At 65.2% G+C, this 14,382-nt stretch carries 14 protein-coding genes; 12 read left to right on the top strand and 2 right to left on the bottom strand.

Features of this window, described 5'->3' with window-relative positions; translation table 11 throughout:
- From hslV to tatC, 10 genes are all read left to right on the top strand, one after another.
- Positions 1 to 519 carry an ATP-dependent protease subunit HslV gene (hslV, locus tag C6W88_RS09605; protein WP_045991151.1) on the top strand — a complete coding sequence of 173 codons (519 nt, stop codon included), beginning with the start codon at positions 1 to 3 and terminating at the stop codon, positions 517 to 519.
- A gap of 2 nt (positions 520 to 521) precedes the next feature.
- Entirely contained in the window at positions 522 to 1,844 is a 1,323-nt protein-coding gene (hslU, locus tag C6W88_RS09600; RefSeq protein WP_045991152.1) for an ATP-dependent protease ATPase subunit HslU, read from the top strand.
- Positions 1,845 to 1,967: 123 nt separating this feature from the next.
- On the top strand, positions 1,968 to 2,351 hold the full coding sequence (locus C6W88_RS09595; RefSeq protein WP_108132301.1) for a gamma-butyrobetaine hydroxylase family protein: 384 nt from the start codon (positions 1,968 to 1,970) through the stop codon (positions 2,349 to 2,351).
- Positions 2,352 to 2,479: 128 nt separating this feature from the next.
- Complete coding sequence (gene ubiE / locus C6W88_RS09590; RefSeq protein WP_045991154.1) at positions 2,480 to 3,226, top strand: bifunctional demethylmenaquinone methyltransferase/2-methoxy-6-polyprenyl-1,4-benzoquinol methylase UbiE; 747 nt, start codon at positions 2,480 to 2,482, stop codon at positions 3,224 to 3,226.
- A gap of 7 nt (positions 3,227 to 3,233) precedes the next feature.
- Positions 3,234 to 3,875, top strand: coding sequence for a ubiquinone biosynthesis accessory factor UbiJ (locus C6W88_RS09585; protein WP_045991278.1), 642 nt, complete (start codon positions 3,234 to 3,236; stop codon positions 3,873 to 3,875).
- On the top strand, positions 3,872 to 5,494 hold the full coding sequence (gene ubiB, locus C6W88_RS09580) for a ubiquinone biosynthesis regulatory protein kinase UbiB (RefSeq protein WP_045991155.1): 1,623 nt from the start codon (positions 3,872 to 3,874) through the stop codon (positions 5,492 to 5,494). The genes C6W88_RS09585 and ubiB overlap by 4 nt, the downstream gene beginning before the upstream one ends.
- 22 nt (positions 5,495 to 5,516) lie before the next feature.
- On the top strand, positions 5,517 to 5,849 hold the full coding sequence (locus tag C6W88_RS09575) for a phosphoribosyl-ATP diphosphatase (RefSeq protein WP_045991156.1): 333 nt from the start codon (positions 5,517 to 5,519) through the stop codon (positions 5,847 to 5,849).
- Between the two features lie 55 nt (positions 5,850 to 5,904).
- Complete coding sequence (tatA, locus tag C6W88_RS09570) at positions 5,905 to 6,168, top strand: Sec-independent protein translocase subunit TatA (RefSeq protein WP_045991157.1); 264 nt, start codon at positions 5,905 to 5,907, stop codon at positions 6,166 to 6,168.
- Between the two features lie 6 nt (positions 6,169 to 6,174).
- A complete protein-coding gene (gene tatB / locus C6W88_RS09565; RefSeq protein ID WP_108132300.1) occupies positions 6,175 to 6,645 on the top strand; it encodes a Sec-independent protein translocase protein TatB in 471 nt (156 codons plus the stop codon).
- Positions 6,642 to 7,418, top strand: coding sequence for a twin-arginine translocase subunit TatC (gene tatC / locus C6W88_RS09560; RefSeq protein WP_045991159.1), 777 nt, complete (start codon positions 6,642 to 6,644; stop codon positions 7,416 to 7,418). Before tatB ends, tatC begins: the two co-directional genes overlap by 4 nt.
- A gap of 136 nt (positions 7,419 to 7,554) precedes the next feature.
- Here the strand turns inward: tatC and elbB are convergent, their stop codons facing one another.
- The gene (elbB, locus tag C6W88_RS09555) at positions 7,555 to 8,220 is read right to left on the bottom strand and encodes an isoprenoid biosynthesis glyoxalase ElbB (RefSeq protein WP_045991160.1); all 666 of its coding nucleotides are present in this window, start codon (positions 8,218 to 8,220) and stop codon (positions 7,555 to 7,557) included.
- A 204-nt stretch (positions 8,221 to 8,424) separates the two neighbouring features.
- Between elbB and hemB the strand changes: the two genes are divergently transcribed.
- Positions 8,425 to 9,432, top strand: coding sequence for a porphobilinogen synthase (gene hemB, locus C6W88_RS09550; protein ID WP_108132299.1), 1,008 nt, complete (start codon positions 8,425 to 8,427; stop codon positions 9,430 to 9,432).
- Positions 9,433 to 9,479: 47 nt separating this feature from the next.
- Positions 9,480 to 11,702, top strand: a complete 2,223-nt coding sequence (gene ppk1, locus C6W88_RS09545; protein WP_181248595.1) for a polyphosphate kinase 1 — start codon at positions 9,480 to 9,482, stop codon at positions 11,700 to 11,702.
- 341 nt (positions 11,703 to 12,043) lie between these two features.
- Here ppk1 and C6W88_RS09540 read toward each other — a convergent pair whose 3' ends face one another.
- Entirely contained in the window at positions 12,044 to 14,173 is a 2,130-nt protein-coding gene (locus C6W88_RS09540; protein ID WP_108132298.1) for a PhoX family protein, read from the bottom strand.
- Positions 14,174 to 14,382 lie beyond the last annotated feature (209 nt).

Raw genomic sequence — 14,382 nt, 5'->3', positions numbered from 1 at the left:
ATGACCACGATCGTTTCCGTTCGCCGCGGCGACCAGGTGGCATTGGCCGGCGATGGCCAGGTGTCACTGGGCAACACGGTGATGAAGGGCAACGCCAGCAAGGTGCGTCGCCTCTATCACGGCCAGGTGCTGGCCGGTTTTGCCGGTGGTACCGCCGACGCCTTCACCCTGTTCGAACGCTTCGAGGCCCAGCTGGAGAAGTACCAGGGCAACCTGGTCAAGGCCGCGGTGGAGCTGGCCAAGGACTGGCGCACCGATCGCGCCCTGCGCCGCCTCGAGGCGCTGCTGGCGGTGGCCGACAAGAAGGCCTCGCTGATCATCACCGGCAACGGTGACGTGGTGGAACCCGAGCGTGGCATCATCGCCATCGGCTCCGGCGGCAACTACGCCCTGTCCGCCGCCCGCGCGCTGCTCGAGAACACGGAACTGTCGCCCCGCGAGATCACCGAGAAGTCGCTGGAGATCGCCGGTGACATCTGCGTGTTCACCAACCATCACGTGACCCTGGAAGAGCTTTGATCATGACCCAGATGACGCCCCGCGAAATCGTCCACGCGCTGGATCAGTACATCGTCGGTCAGCAGGATGCCAAGCGCTCCGTGGCCATCGCCCTGCGTAACCGCTGGCGCCGCATGCAGCTCGACGGCGAGCTGCGCCAGGAGGTCACCCCCAAGAATATTCTGATGATCGGCCCCACCGGCGTCGGCAAGACCGAAATCGCCCGGCGCCTGGCCAAGCTGGCCAAGGCTCCCTTCATCAAGGTCGAGGCGACCAAGTTCACCGAGGTGGGCTACGTCGGCCGTGACGTCGAGTCGATCATCCGTGACCTGACCGAGGCAGCGATCAAGCTGGTACGCGAGCAGGCCAAGGAAGAGGTCGGCCACCGCGCCGAGGACGCCGCCGAGGATCGCATCCTCGACGCCCTGCTGCCGCCGCCCCGTGGCCAGGAAAACGAGCCGCGCGAGGACTCCTCGACGCGCCAGATGTTCAGGAAGAAGCTGCGTGAAGGCCAGCTCGACGACAAGGAGATCGAGATCCAGGTGTCGCCCCAGGCACCCAACCTCGAGTTCCAGACACCGCCGGGCATGGAAGAGATGACCAGCCAGCTACAGAACCTGTTCTCCGGCATGGGCAAGGGCAAGACCGAGACCCGCAAGGTCACGGTCAAGGAGGCCTTCACCATCCTGCGCGACGAAGAGGCCGGCAAGCTGGTCAACGAGGACGACATCAAGTCTCGCGCGGTGGAGGCGGTGGAGCAGAACGGCATCGTCTTCCTCGACGAGATCGACAAGGTCGCCAAGGGCAGCGGTCAGTCCAGCGGCGGTGAGGTCTCCCGCGAGGGCGTCCAGCGCGACCTGCTGCCGCTGATCGAAGGCTCCACGGTGTCGACCAAGTACGGCATGGTGAAGACCGACCACATCCTGTTCATCGCCTCCGGCGCCTTCCACCTGTCGCGTCCCTCGGATCTGATCCCCGAGCTGCAGGGCCGTCTGCCGATCCGTGTCGAGCTGTCGGCGCTGACGCCGGACGACTTCAAGCGCATCCTGACCGAGCCGTCCGCCGCCCTGACCCGTCAGTACGAGGCACTGCTGGCCACCGACGGCCTCGAGGTGCGCTTCACCGATGACGGCATCGAGCGCATCGCCGAGATCGCCTTCAACGTCAATGAAGGCACCGAGAACATCGGCGCCCGTCGCCTGCACACGGTAATGGAGCGGCTGCTCGAGGAGGCCTCGTTCAAGGGCTCGGATCTCGGCAACCCGCTGGTCATCGACCGTGCCTACGTCGATTCTCAGCTCGGCGAGCTGGCCATGGACGAGGATCTGAGCCGGTATATCCTGTAACCACCGGCCAAGCACCCTCGATGACCGGGCCGCCGCGCACTGCGCCGCGGCCCGGTCGTGCTTTCGATGCCGCAAATGCTGAAGTTAGGGCACGCCCACCGTGCTGAAACAGAGAGGATCGCCATGAGCGCCCCCACTCCGACCCTGGTGCACTACCACAGAAAGGCCCGCGAGCTCGAGATCGGCTACGCCGATGGCTCTCGCCACCGCCTGTCGGTGGAGTACCTGCGAGTGTTTTCTCCCTCCGCCGAGGTCCGTGGCCACGGCGGCGACACTGCCACCCTTCAGGTCGGCAAGAAGGACGTGGGCCTTGCCGACATCACCCAGGCGGGCCGCTACGCCCTCAAGCTGCACTTCGACGATGGCCACGACAGCGGCCTTTACAGCTGGGACTATCTGGACTGGCTGATCCGCGAGCGCGAGGCCAACTGGGCCGACTATCTCCAGCGTCTGGACGAGGCCGGCGCCAGTCGCGAGCCGCTGGGTATCGAAATCCGTCAGCTCTAGCGATCGACACCGGTGTGGCGACAAGCCGGGTGACGGTCAAAGACAAGCCACCTCGGCAAGGCTACAATGGCCGCTGCCAAAGAGCCCCCGTCGGCTCTTCTCGCCATCGCTCACGACTCGGGAGTCCCATGGATAAGCGCACCACCCACTTCGGTTTTCAGGACGTGCCGGTCGAGGAAAAGGCCTCACGTGTCGCCGATGTCTTCCACAGCGTGGCGGCTCGCTACGACGTGATGAACGACCTGATGTCCTTCGGTATCCATCGGCTGTGGAAGCGCCTGACCATCGAACGTTCCGGCGTCCGGCCTGGTCATAGCGTACTCGACATCGCCGGCGGTACCGGCGACCTGGCGCTGAAGTTCTCGCGCATGGTGGGACCGCGCGGCAAGGTGGTGCTGGCCGACATCAACGCCTCCATGCTCGGGGTGGGACGCGACAAGCTGATCGACCGTGGTGTCGGCGGCAACGTCGAGTACGTCCAGGCCAATGCCGAATGCCTGCCATTTCCCGACAATACCTTCGACTGCATCACCATCGCCTTCGGTCTGCGCAACGTCACCGACAAGGACGCCGCCCTAGCCTCCATGGCGCGCATCCTCAAGCCCGGCGGCCGCCTGCTGGTGCTGGAATTCTCCAAGCCCGACAATCCGCTGTTGACCCGCGCCTATGACGAGTACTCCTTCCGTCTGCTGCCGAAGATGGGCGAACTGGTGGCCGGCGACGCCGACAGCTATCGCTATCTGGCCGAATCGATCCGCATGCACCCGGATCAGGAAACGCTCAAGGGCATGATGGAAACCGCCGGACTCGAGCGCGTCGAATACACCAATCTCACCGGCGGCATCGTCGCGCTGCATCGCGGCATCAAGCTTTGAGGACATGATGGCCTTGACCCCGACCCTGCTGCTGGCCGGCATCGAGAAGACCGTCAACGCCCTGCTCGCACGCGACCCTGCCTCGCCTTCTCGGCTGCGCTCGCTGGCGGGCCAGCGGGTGCTGATGTGCCTGGAGTCCCCGCGTGTCCAGCTGGCGCTGTGCTATCACCCCCAGGGGGTTGACCTGCTGCTGGTGGACGAGGTCGATGAAGGCGCCTGGGACGCCATCGTCGAGCTGGACAGCGACACCCTGGGCCGGCTGGCCGGCGGCGCCGACATGGAACGGCTGATGTTCGAGGGCCGTCTGGCGGTGCGCGGCAAGATCCACCTGCTCGAGGCGACCCGCGACCTGCTGCTGGATCTCGACCTGGACTGGGAGGCTGAGCTTGCCCGCTATCTCGGCGACCTGCCGGCTCACCAGCTCGCCGAAGGCCTGCGCGGCCTGTCCCGCTGGGGCCTGCGCACCCACCGTGAGCTGTGCGCCGACGTCTCCGAGTACGTCTTCGAGGAAGCCCGCTGGCTGCCCGGCCGCCATCAGCTCGAGGCCATGCGCGAGGCGCTGACCGAACTGGAGCTGGCCACCGACCGTACCGAGGCACGTCTCAAGCGCCTGACCCGTCGCCTGGCCCGGGAGAACGACGTCTCATGATCCTCCGCCCGCTGCGCATCATCTGGGTCGTCACCCGCTACCGTCTCGACACCCTGCTGCCGCTGGAAAAGCTGCCCTGGTGGCTGCGGCTGATATTCACCTGGTCGCCGCTCAAGCTGATTCCCGTCGGCGAGCGCTCCCGCGGCGAACGCCTGCGTCTGGCGCTGGAGTCGCTGGGACCGATCTTCGTCAAGTTCGGCCAGATGTTGTCGACCCGTCGCGACCTGTTCCCCGACGATATCGCCAATGAACTCAAGCGGCTGCAGGATCAGGTACCGCCCTTCCCCGGCGAGCAGGCCGAAGCACTGATCGAGGAGTCCCTGGGCGAGCCGCTCGAGGTACTGTTCGCCGAATTTTCCCGTGAGCCGCTGGCCTCGGCCTCGATCGCCCAGGTCCACACCGCCAGGCTGCCCGACGGCCAGGACGTGGTGGTCAAGGTGATTCGCCCAGGCATCGAGCGGGTCATGCGTCAGGACATGGCGCTGATGTACCTGGTGGCGCGAGCGCTGAACAAGGTGCCGGAAGCGCGCCGGCTGCACCCGGTGGAAGTGGTCCGCGACTACGAGACCACCCTGTTCGACGAGCTCGACCTGACCAAGGAAGCGGCCAACACCTCCCAGCTCAAGCGCAACTTCGACAAGTCGCCACTGTTGTATGTGCCGTCGATCCACTGGCCGCTGACCCGCCACAAGGTGATGGTCCAGGAACGCATCCACGGCGTGCCTGTGGCCGACATCGAGGCGCTCAAGGCCCAGGGCACCGACCTGAAGCGCCTGGCCGAGCGCGGCGTGGAGATCTTCTTCACCCAGGTGTTCCGCGACAACTTCTTCCACGCCGACATGCACCCGGGCAACATCTTCGTCTCCCGCCAGGCGCCGTCCGACCCCCAGTACATCGCCATCGACTGCGGCATCGTCGGCAGCCTTACCCGGGAAGACCAGGACTACCTGGCGCGCAACCTGCTGGCCTTCTTCCACCAGGACTACTACGAGGTCGCGGCGCTGCACATCGAGTCCGGCTGGGTGGCCGAAGATACCCGCGCCAACGAGTTCGCGGCGGCGGTACGCACGGTATGCGAGCCGATCCTCGAGAAACCGCTCAAGGACATCTCGTTCGGCCAGGTGCTGCTGGGCCTATTCCAGACCGCGCGGCGTTTCAACATGGAAGTCCAGCCCCAACTGGTGTTGCTGCAGAAGACCCTGCTCAATATCGAGGGGCTGGGCCGTCAGCTCTACCCGGACCTGGACCTGTGGGCCACCGCCAAGCCCTACCTGGAGCGCTGGATGAAGGAGCGCGCCGGCGCCCAGGGCCTGTGGGAGTCGTTCAAGCGGCAGGCACCGGAGCTGACCCGGCAGCTACCGGAATTGCCGGTGCTGGCCCACCAGGCACTGTCCCAGACCGAGAAGCGATCGCGTCAGATCACCCAGCAGGGCGAGGTCATGACCCACATCCTCGGCCAGCTGACCCGCCAGGCCAGGCGAATTCGCCGGACCCGACTGGGGCTCGCCCTGGCCGCGGTGGCGCTGGCCTGGCAACCGCTGTCCGGCTGGTTGACCGATCAGCCCTGGCCGGTCCTGGTCGCTGCGGGCATCGGCACACTGCTGGTGATCTGGAACTGATCTTTTAATGGAATCTTCACCGATGAGCGATATTCTGAACCAGCTCGACGCCGCCCTCAGCGAACGTCGGCACGCCGATCCTGACACTTCCTACGTTGCCTCCTTGCATCACAAGGGGCTGAACAAGATACTCGAGAAGGTGGGCGAAGAGGCGGTGGAGACCGTGCTTGCCGCCAAGGATGTTGACGCGGATCCAGCCAGTCGCGAGGCGTTGATCGCCGAAACGGCAGACCTGTGGTTTCATAGTCTGGTGATGCTCTCGCACCTGGGACTCGACCATCGGCAGGTGCTGGATGAACTCGCCCGACGCTTCGGCGTATCGGGGCATGAGGAGAAGGCCTCGCGCCGCTCCTGAGCCTCGGGGAACCAACGATTCACGGCGCCTGGCGCCGCATATTGAGGAAGTTCTTATGTTAGGTGGTATCAGTATCTGGCAACTGCTGATCGTACTCGGCATCATCATCCTGATCTTCGGCACCAAGAAGCTCCGCAACGTTGGCAGCGACCTGGGTGGCGCGGTCAAGGGCTTCAAGAAGGCCGTCAACGAAGATGAGGACAAGTCGGAGGAGGCCAAGCCCCAGGCCCAGGTCCGTCATGACGAGACCGATACGCCCAACAACACCTACGACGTCGAGGCGGAGCGCAAGCCCGAATCCTCCGACGAGCGCAAGTAACGCCACATGTTCGATATCGGCTTTCTGGAACTGCTGATCATCGGGGTGGTGGGACTGCTGGTGCTGGGTCCCGAGCGCCTGCCCAAGGCCGCGCGTACCGCCGGCCTGTGGATCGGACGCATCAAGCGTTCGGTGGCCGGCATGCAGCGCGAGATCAGCGCCCAGCTCGAGGCCGAGGAACTGCGCCAGAAGCTCAAGGAGCAGGAACGCAAGCTGGACGACAGCGTCAACCAGGCCAAGCGCAGCGCCGAACAAGCCAAGCGCAGCGTGGAATCCATCGCCGGCACCCCGAACAAGGGCAACGGCGGGCAGGCGGATTCCACCGGCGCCCAGTCTGCCTCGGCCGGCCAGCGGCTGGACGACGCCGTCGACAGCGCCGCACGCGCCTCGTCGTCCAGCGCTTCGGCTTCCACGCTCTCCCCCGCTCCCAGCGATGACACCGCCTCTTCCGAGCACAAGGACTCCGCCACCCGATGAGCGATACCGGTGACACTCCGCCGTCAAGTCAGGGCCACGCCCCACTGATCGAACACCTGGTGGAGCTGCGCTCGCGGCTGATGCGCGCCGTGATTGCCATCCTGGTGATCTTCCTGGCGCTCTACGCCTTTTCCAACGACATCTACCAGTTTGTCGCAGACCCCCTGATGGAGCTGCTGCCGGAAGGCTCCCAGATGATCGCCACCGAGGTGGCGTCGCCCTTCCTGGCGCCGTTCAAGCTGACCCTGGTAGTGGCGGTGTTCGTGGCCATTCCCTTCGTCCTGCACCAGGCCTGGGCCTTCGTGGCACCAGGGCTGTACGACAAGGAAAAGGCCCTGGCACTGCCGCTTCTGGCCTCGAGCGTCCTGCTGTTCTATCTCGGCGCGGCCTTCGCCTACTACGTGGTCTTTCCCCTGCTGTTCGCCTTCTTCACCCAGACCGGGCCGGAGAACGTGCAGGTGATGACCGATATCAACCAGTATCTCAACTTCGTGCTGAAGCTGTTCTTCGCCTTCGGTATCGCCTTCGAGATCCCGATTGCCACCTTCCTGCTCATTCTCACCGGCGCCGCCAGCGTCAAGAGCCTGAGCGCCAAGCGCCCCTACGTCATCCTCGGCTGTTTCGTCATCGGCATGCTGATGACCCCGCCGGACGTGGTCAGCCAGAGCCTGCTGGCGGTACCCATGTACCTGCTCTACGAGGTCGGGCTGCTGTTCGGCCGGCTGGTCAAGAGGCGGAGCAGCGATGACGAGGAAGCGCCGGACGAGGCGTGATCGCCACACCGGCAGAGCCCCCGTCAGCAGAATGCACAAAGCCCGAGGCATTGGCCTCGGGCTTTGCTTTTTTACCGCTCTCGCACCGGTGGTGTTCAAGGCGCTTGGCGACAATGATCCGCCATCGTCTGGCGTCTCAGGTGTTGACGTCCATCATCTCGTCGATACGATCCACCAGCTTGTTGATGCCCAGCGCCGCCTCGCTGATGCGGGTGGCCAGCATATAGGCGGGGGTGGTCACCAGGCGATGCTCGAAGTCCACCACGATATCGTCCACCGCACAGCTGCGATGTAGGCCGCCCATGGCGCTGATGCAGCCACACACCTCGGGGTCGGTACCGATGGTGACGGCGATGCCCGGCCCCAGCACCTTGGGCACCAGCACCGGCGCGATGCACATCAGACCGATCGGCTTGCGCGCATCGTGAAACTCGATCAACAGCTCGGCCAGGTCTTCGTGGACCTCCATCTCGGACTTGGCCGTGGCGTAGTTCGAAAGATTCTTGGCCGCCCCGAAGCCACCGGGCAGGATCAGGGCATCGAAGTCCGATGCCGACAGTTCGTCCAGCGGCGAAATCTCGCCACGAGCCAGGCGGGCGGACTCGACCAGCACATTGCGCGTCTCCTCGACGGCCTCCCCGCTGTGGTGGTCGATCACCTCCTGGTGAGCGATATCCGGGGCAAAACAGCGATAGGCGATGCCCAGCTGGTCCAGGCGCAGCAGGGTCAGGGTGGTCTCGTAGATCTCGGAACCATCCTGTACGCCGCAGCCCGACAAGACGATCGCTACCTGTTTACTCATGTCATTCTCCTTTATAGCGCGTCGCGAACGGGGCCGGACGCGGCCAAGACTGCCACTACTCTAGAGAGTCGCCACGGGTGCGACAAGACGCGACTTTCGGCGAACGGGAGAGGAGGAATATACTCAATCAATGTCATGCTTTTGTCATGAAGTGCCACCAGACTAGCGCGTGGCGCCGAATCCTTGCTTCCGTGGAGTGCCGTCTTGAGTGCCATTACCCCTCGTCTTTACCCCGCCAGCCGTCCTCGCCGCATGCGCAAGGACGACTTCTCCCGCCGCCTGATGCGCGAGAACCAGCTGAGTGCCGACGATCTGATCTGGCCAGTCTTCGTGCTCGAGGGCGAAGGCCGCCGCGAGGCTGTACCGTCCATGCCCGGGGTCGAGCGCCTGTCGCTGGACCTGTTGATCGAAGAGGCCCGCGAGGCCGTCGAGCTGGGCATTCCCGCCATTGCGCTGTTTCCGGTGGTCGACGCCGACAAGAAGAGCGAGCTGGCGGAAGAAGCCTACAGCGCCAGCGGCCTGGTCCAGCGCAGCGTGCGCGAGCTCAAGGCCGCCCTGCCCGAGCTCGGCGTGATCACCGATGTCGCCCTGGACCCCTACACCAGCCACGGTCAGGACGGCATCCTCGATGAAGACGGCTATGTGGCCAATGACCGCACCGTCGAGACCCTGATCAAGCAGGCGCTGTCCCATGCCGAGGCCGGGGCCGACGTGGTCGCCCCCTCCGACATGATGGACGGGCGTATCGGTGCCATCCGTGAACTGCTCGAGCGTGAAGGCCTGCCCAACACCCGCATCATGGCCTACAGCGCCAAGTACGCCTCGCGCTACTACGGCCCCTTCCGCGATGCGGTGGGCTCGGCGGCCAACCTGGGCAAGGCCGACAAGTCGACCTACCAGATGGACCCCGCCAACAGCGACGAGGCCCTCCACGAGGTCGCCATGGACATCACCGAAGGTGCCGACATGGTGATGGTCAAGCCCGGCATGCCCTACCTGGACGTGGTCCGCCGGGTCAAGGACGAGCTGCGCGTGCCCACCTACGCCTACCAGGTGAGCGGTGAATACGCCATGCACATGGCCGCCTTCGACAACGGCTGGCTGGACGCTGACACTGTCATCCTCGAGTCGCTGATGTGCTTCAAGCGTGCCGGCGCCGACGGCGTGCTGACCTACTTTGCCAAACGCGCGGCCAGGCTATTGGCCCGCTGATCAGGGGAGGGAGCGGCGCCCTTCCCGAGCCCCGATGAGGAACCACCATGGAAGACGCGCAGAGCGACAACGCCACGATTGAACATGCGACCCTGGGCAAGTCCGACGTCTCGATGAGCGACGCGCCCCAGGCCGATACCCCGGTGCCGCGCCTTAACCAGACGCGCACCGGCATCAAGCCCAAGGCAATGCCGGACCCTGAGGCCGACCTCACTGACCCGAGCCTCTACTTCAATCGCGAGCTGTCGCATCTGCAGTTCAACATCCGGGTGCTGGAACAGGCGCTGGACCAGGCGCACCCGCTGCTCAACCGCCTGATGTTCCTGTTGATCTTTTCCTCCAACATGGACGAGTTCTTCGAGATCCGGGTGGCCGGACTGAAGAGCCAGCTGGCCCTGGGCGACGACACCACCGGTGCCGACGGCCGCAGCCCGCGTTCGGTGCTCGACGAGATCTCGAAGATCGCCCACGAGCACGTGGAGCGTCAGTACCGCATCCTCAACGAGCAGCTGATCCCTGCCATGGAAGCCCACAACATCCGCTTCCGTCGGCGTGGAGACTGGACCAAGCAGCAGCGCAAGTGGGTCCATGATTACTTCTCCACCGAGATCATCCCGGTGGTCAGCCCCATCGGGCTGGACCCCTCGCACCCCTTCCCGAGGCTGGTCAACAAGAGCCTCAACTTCATCGTCGAGCTCGAGGGCAAGGACGCCTTCGGTCGCGAGGGCGGCCTCGCCATCCTGCCGGCGCCACGTTCGCTGCCCCGGGTCATCGCGCTGCCGGAAGAGCTGTGCGAGGAAGGCTTCACCGAGTACCTGTTCCTGTCGTCGATGATCCACGCCCACGCCGACGAGGTGTTCCCGGGGATGAAGGTCAAGGGCTGCTACCAGTTCCGTCTGACCCGCAACGCCGACATGACGGTCGATCCCGAAGAAGTCTCGGACCTGGCCTCGGCCCTGCGCGGCGAGTTGCTGGCCCGGCGCTACGGCAGCGGCGTGCGCCTGGAGGTGGCCGACAACTGCCCCGAGGAGCTCTCCGACTTCCTGATCAAGCAGTTCCAGCTCGAAGCCAGTGACCTCTATCGGGTCAATGGCCCGGTCAACCTGACCCGCATGATGTCGGTACTGGGTGACGCCGACCGGCCCGATCTGATGTACCGCTCCTTTACCCCCGGCGTGCCCAAGCAGGTCAAGCAACCCAACTCCATCATGCAGTCGATGCAGGAAGGCGACATCCTGCTGCACCACCCCTTCCAGTCGTTCACCCCGGTGGAGGACCTGCTGCGCGAGGCCGCCCGCGACCCCGACGTGCTGGCGATCAAGCAGACCCTGTATCGCACCGGTGCCGACTCCCCCATCGTCAACGCCCTGGTCGAGGCCGCCGGCCACGGCAAGGAAGTGACGGTGGTCATCGAACTGCGCGCCCGCTTCGACGAAGCCGATAACCTGGCGCTGGCGTCACGCCTGCAGGAGGCCGGCGCCATCGTCATCTACGGGGTGATGGCCTACAAGACCCACGCCAAGATGATGCACATCGTGCGCCGCGAGAAGGGCGCGCTGCGCCACTACGCTCACCTCGGCACCGGCAACTATCACTCCAAGACGGCCAAGCTCTACACCGACTACAGCCTGCTCACCGCGGACCCTGTGCTGTGCGCCGACGTGCACAAGGTGTTCCAGCAACTGTCCGGCATGGGCCGCACCCGCCAGATCGAGAAGCTGCTGCACGCCCCCTTCACCCTGCACGAACGGGTCGTGGAAATGATCGAGCGGGAGGCAAGCTACGCGCGCAAGGGCAAGCGCGCCCATATCATCGTCAAGTGCAACTCGCTGACCGAACCCAAGCTGATCCAGGCGCTCTACCGCGCCTCCCAGGCCGGCGTCGAGTGCGACCTGATCATCCGCGGCATGTGCTGCCTGCGCCCTGGCCTGCCCGGCATCTCCGAGAATATCCGGGTGCGCTCGGTGATCGGTCGCTTCCTCGAACACACCCGGGTGTTCCACTTCCACAACGACGGCAAGCCCGAGATATGGGGCTCCAGCGCGGACTTCATGGCGCGCAACATGTTCCATCGGGTCGAGACCTGCTTCCCGCTGCTCGACAAGAAGCTCGCCGCCCGGGTGCGCAAGGACCTCGAGACCTACCTGGTCGACAACTGCCAGAGCTGGCTGCTGCAGGCCGACGGCACCTACATCAAGCAGGATCCGGGCGAGGCCGCACCGATCTCCGCCCAGGAAACGCTGCTGTACGCCTACGCCGCTCGCGCTTGAGTAACGCCCCGCATTGACGCGCCATCGGCGCGTCGATAGCACCACCCAGGCCCCTCGCCAGCGACGCTGGCGAGGGGCTTTTCATGTTGTCGTCATGTGTCCTGACGGCTGCCGGACGCCGCGCGACCTGCGCCTTGGCCGCCCCAAGCGGTTCCCGGACCAACCGCCTCCCGCTTCAGGCTGCCGATCATCCAGCCCTGGACACCCAGACCCTAGAAAAAACACCCCGGCTCCCTGAAAAGGGAGCCGGGGTGCTGGGGCGGCGCAAGACGTCAGACGTAGAGAACGCCCCTGGAGGTTGCCCGAAAGGCCGACGCAAGCCGGCACCTTTCGGACACGTCCTAGACGCCGATCTGGCCGCCGTCTTCGCGCTGGATCACCACCGTGGCGGCGCGCGGTCGCACGCTGGCATCAGACGCCTGGGTCGCGTCGTCACTGGCCGGCCAGTTGCCCGGATGCTGGATATTGATAAACAGCGCGGTCTTGTCCGGCGTGGGGAAGATGCCAGTGACCTCGCAGCCGTTGGGGCCTACGCAGAAACGCTTGAGCTTGTCCTGGTTGGCCCCGGAGATCACCGCGGCGGCACCATCGGCACGCTCGAGCTCCGCCGGCACGACCGCCAGCACCTGGTCATTGGTGCTCTCGGTGACGCCCTCGTAGCCATTGTCGGTCTGGATCCACAGGATGCCCTGGCCGTCGCCGCGCTCATCGAAGTAGAGCCCATCGGGACTGGCGAATTCGTTGTCGGCGGTCAGCCCGGACAGGTTGTTCTGGTCACTGGCCGCGGCACCGAACACGAATACCTCCCAGTCGAAGGCGGTGGCATCGCTGCCCTCGCGCCAGCGGATGATCTGACCGGCCTCGTTGTTCGCCCGCGGGTTGGCCGCATTGACCGGTGCCGTGGCGTAGCCGTTGCCCAGCGCGGTGATGTTGTCGCCGTCGCCGGTCAGGGTCGCCTCGGTGCCGTCTTCGGTACGCTTCGAGTTGTTGGTCAGGGTCATGTAGACCTCGCCGGTGGACGGGTCCACCGCGCCCCACTCAGGGCGATCCATCGGTGTGGCACCCATCAGGTCGGCGGCATCACAGGTGTGGATGATCACCCCGGCCAGGTCATCGGCGTCGAGTTCCAGCGCCTCGGCCAGGGTACGGCCATCCTGGGTGGAAGCGTCCGGCGTCAGCGGCAGCCACTCGCCGCTGCCATCGGCGTTGAAGCGAGCGACGTAAAGGGTGCCGCTGTCCATGTACTTGTCACCGATCGCCAGGCGATCGGCCTCGGCGCCGGGAGCGATGGCATCCGCCGGGTCCCAGGCCGCCTCCGAGACAAACTTGTAGATGTACTCGTTGCGCGAGTCGTGACCGGAGTAAAACACCACCGGCTCGCCTGCTACCAGCTTGCCCGGCCAGCAGCCCTCGTGGCGGAAGCGGCCCAGCGCCGTGCGCTTGATCGCCTGCCTGCCGGTATAGGGGTCGATCTCGACGATATAGCCGAACTGACGCGGCTCGTTGCGGTAGTCACCGCTGGCGTCGTCGGCGACGGGGTCGCCGATCAGACGGGTAAATTCGTCGTCGCGTTCGCTGTCATCGCCTGCGGCGGTCTCCCAGCCGTAGCGCCCGCGACCACTGGCGATGCCAAGACGGTCATCGTCCAGGGTACGGCCTTCGTTCTTGACGAAGTAGGCCGGCCAGTTCTCCTCGCAGGTGAGGTAAGTTCCCCAGGGCGTGTAACCGTGGGCACAGTTGTTGTTGGTGCCGCGAGCCTGGGTGCCGCCCGGGGAATACCGGGTCTTGACGTAGTCGCTGCCCGCCACCGGCCCTGACAGGTGCATCGGGGTGGCGCTGGTGTAGCGACGGTTGTGGGCGGAACCCTTGACGTGGCTCCAGCGACCATCGGCGCCCTTCTTCACCTCGACCACGGTCACCCCGTGGGCGTTGATCTCGGTGCGCACCTCGTCCGCCGGGCGCTTGCCTTCGGTCATGTTGGTCGGGCCACCCTGGGGCGCCCACAGCGCGTTCTCGTCGATGTATTCGTTGTTCATCACCAGCAGGAAGCGCTCGGAGGCCGTGCTCTCATCCAGCGCGAAAGGATGCATGCCGTCGTGATGCATGCCGACGCTGGCCGCCTGGGCCTGGGGCGTCATCGTCAGATCTTCGCTCCACTCGGGCGCGCTGTCGTCAAGCGGCGTCCCCCAGGGCACCAGCACCTGGGCGGTATAGCCCGGCGGCACCACCACGGCGTCGCTGCGCGAACCGGCGATCGACTCGAAGGCCAGCGCCAGCGGCGTCTTGGCCATCCCTGACGACGGCTCGTTGGCGAAGGCCGAGAGACCAAAGCTTCCCAGCATGGTCATGGCCGCCATGCCCATGCCACCCTTCATCACCGCTCGCCGGGAAAGACGACGGTCGAGCACCGAGGAGAAGGGTTCATTACGGCTGGGGTTCAATAGACGATGATCTTCAATTTCCTTGCTCATTGCGCAGTCCTCTTCTTGCAGCCCTCTGTTCGCCGTCAAGGCGTGGGCTGTCGGTGCCAGTCACTGTTGCCGGCCTCGGGTATCGGAGGGGAAAGTCGATCACAGGGGCGACGGCGGTCCGCCGACAACACTAGGTAGTCCAGATGACACTCGTATGACGATAGACGAGGTTGACGCAGAGCACAGGAAGTAGCGCTATTGTAAAAAGA

Source organism: Halomonas litopenaei (assembly GCF_003045775.1).
Classification (GTDB): Bacteria; Pseudomonadota; Gammaproteobacteria; order Pseudomonadales; family Halomonadaceae; genus Halomonas; species Halomonas litopenaei.
The sequence above is the reverse complement of the archived record's forward strand: the minus strand, read 5'-3'. Positions and strand labels throughout refer to the sequence as shown.

What these genes read in the sequence shown, in the direction of transcription:
- hslV (WP_045991151.1), top strand. Translation starts at nt 1, where the DNA reads ATGACCACGATCGTTTCCGTTCGCCGCGGCGACCAGGTGGCATTGGCC.
- hslU (WP_045991152.1), top strand. Translation starts at nt 522, where the DNA reads ATGACCCAGATGACGCCCCGCGAAATCGTCCACGCGCTGGATCAGTAC.
- C6W88_RS09595 (WP_108132301.1), top strand. Translation starts at nt 1,968, where the DNA reads ATGAGCGCCCCCACTCCGACCCTGGTGCACTACCACAGAAAGGCCCGC.
- ubiE (WP_045991154.1), top strand. Translation starts at nt 2,480, where the DNA reads ATGGATAAGCGCACCACCCACTTCGGTTTTCAGGACGTGCCGGTCGAG.
- C6W88_RS09585 (WP_045991278.1), top strand. Translation starts at nt 3,234, where the DNA reads ATGGCCTTGACCCCGACCCTGCTGCTGGCCGGCATCGAGAAGACCGTC.
- ubiB (WP_045991155.1), top strand. Translation starts at nt 3,872, where the DNA reads ATGATCCTCCGCCCGCTGCGCATCATCTGGGTCGTCACCCGCTACCGT.
- C6W88_RS09575 (WP_045991156.1), top strand. Translation starts at nt 5,517, where the DNA reads ATGAGCGATATTCTGAACCAGCTCGACGCCGCCCTCAGCGAACGTCGG.
- tatA (WP_045991157.1), top strand. Translation starts at nt 5,905, where the DNA reads ATGTTAGGTGGTATCAGTATCTGGCAACTGCTGATCGTACTCGGCATC.
- tatB (WP_108132300.1), top strand. Translation starts at nt 6,175, where the DNA reads ATGTTCGATATCGGCTTTCTGGAACTGCTGATCATCGGGGTGGTGGGA.
- tatC (WP_045991159.1), top strand. Translation starts at nt 6,642, where the DNA reads ATGAGCGATACCGGTGACACTCCGCCGTCAAGTCAGGGCCACGCCCCA.
- elbB (WP_045991160.1), bottom strand. Translation starts at nt 8,220, where the DNA reads ATGAGTAAACAGGTAGCGATCGTCTTGTCGGGCTGCGGCGTACAGGAT.
- ppk1 (WP_181248595.1), top strand. Translation starts at nt 9,480, where the DNA reads ATGGAAGACGCGCAGAGCGACAACGCCACGATTGAACATGCGACCCTG.
- C6W88_RS09540 (WP_108132298.1), bottom strand. Translation starts at nt 14,173, where the DNA reads ATGAGCAAGGAAATTGAAGATCATCGTCTATTGAACCCCAGCCGTAAT.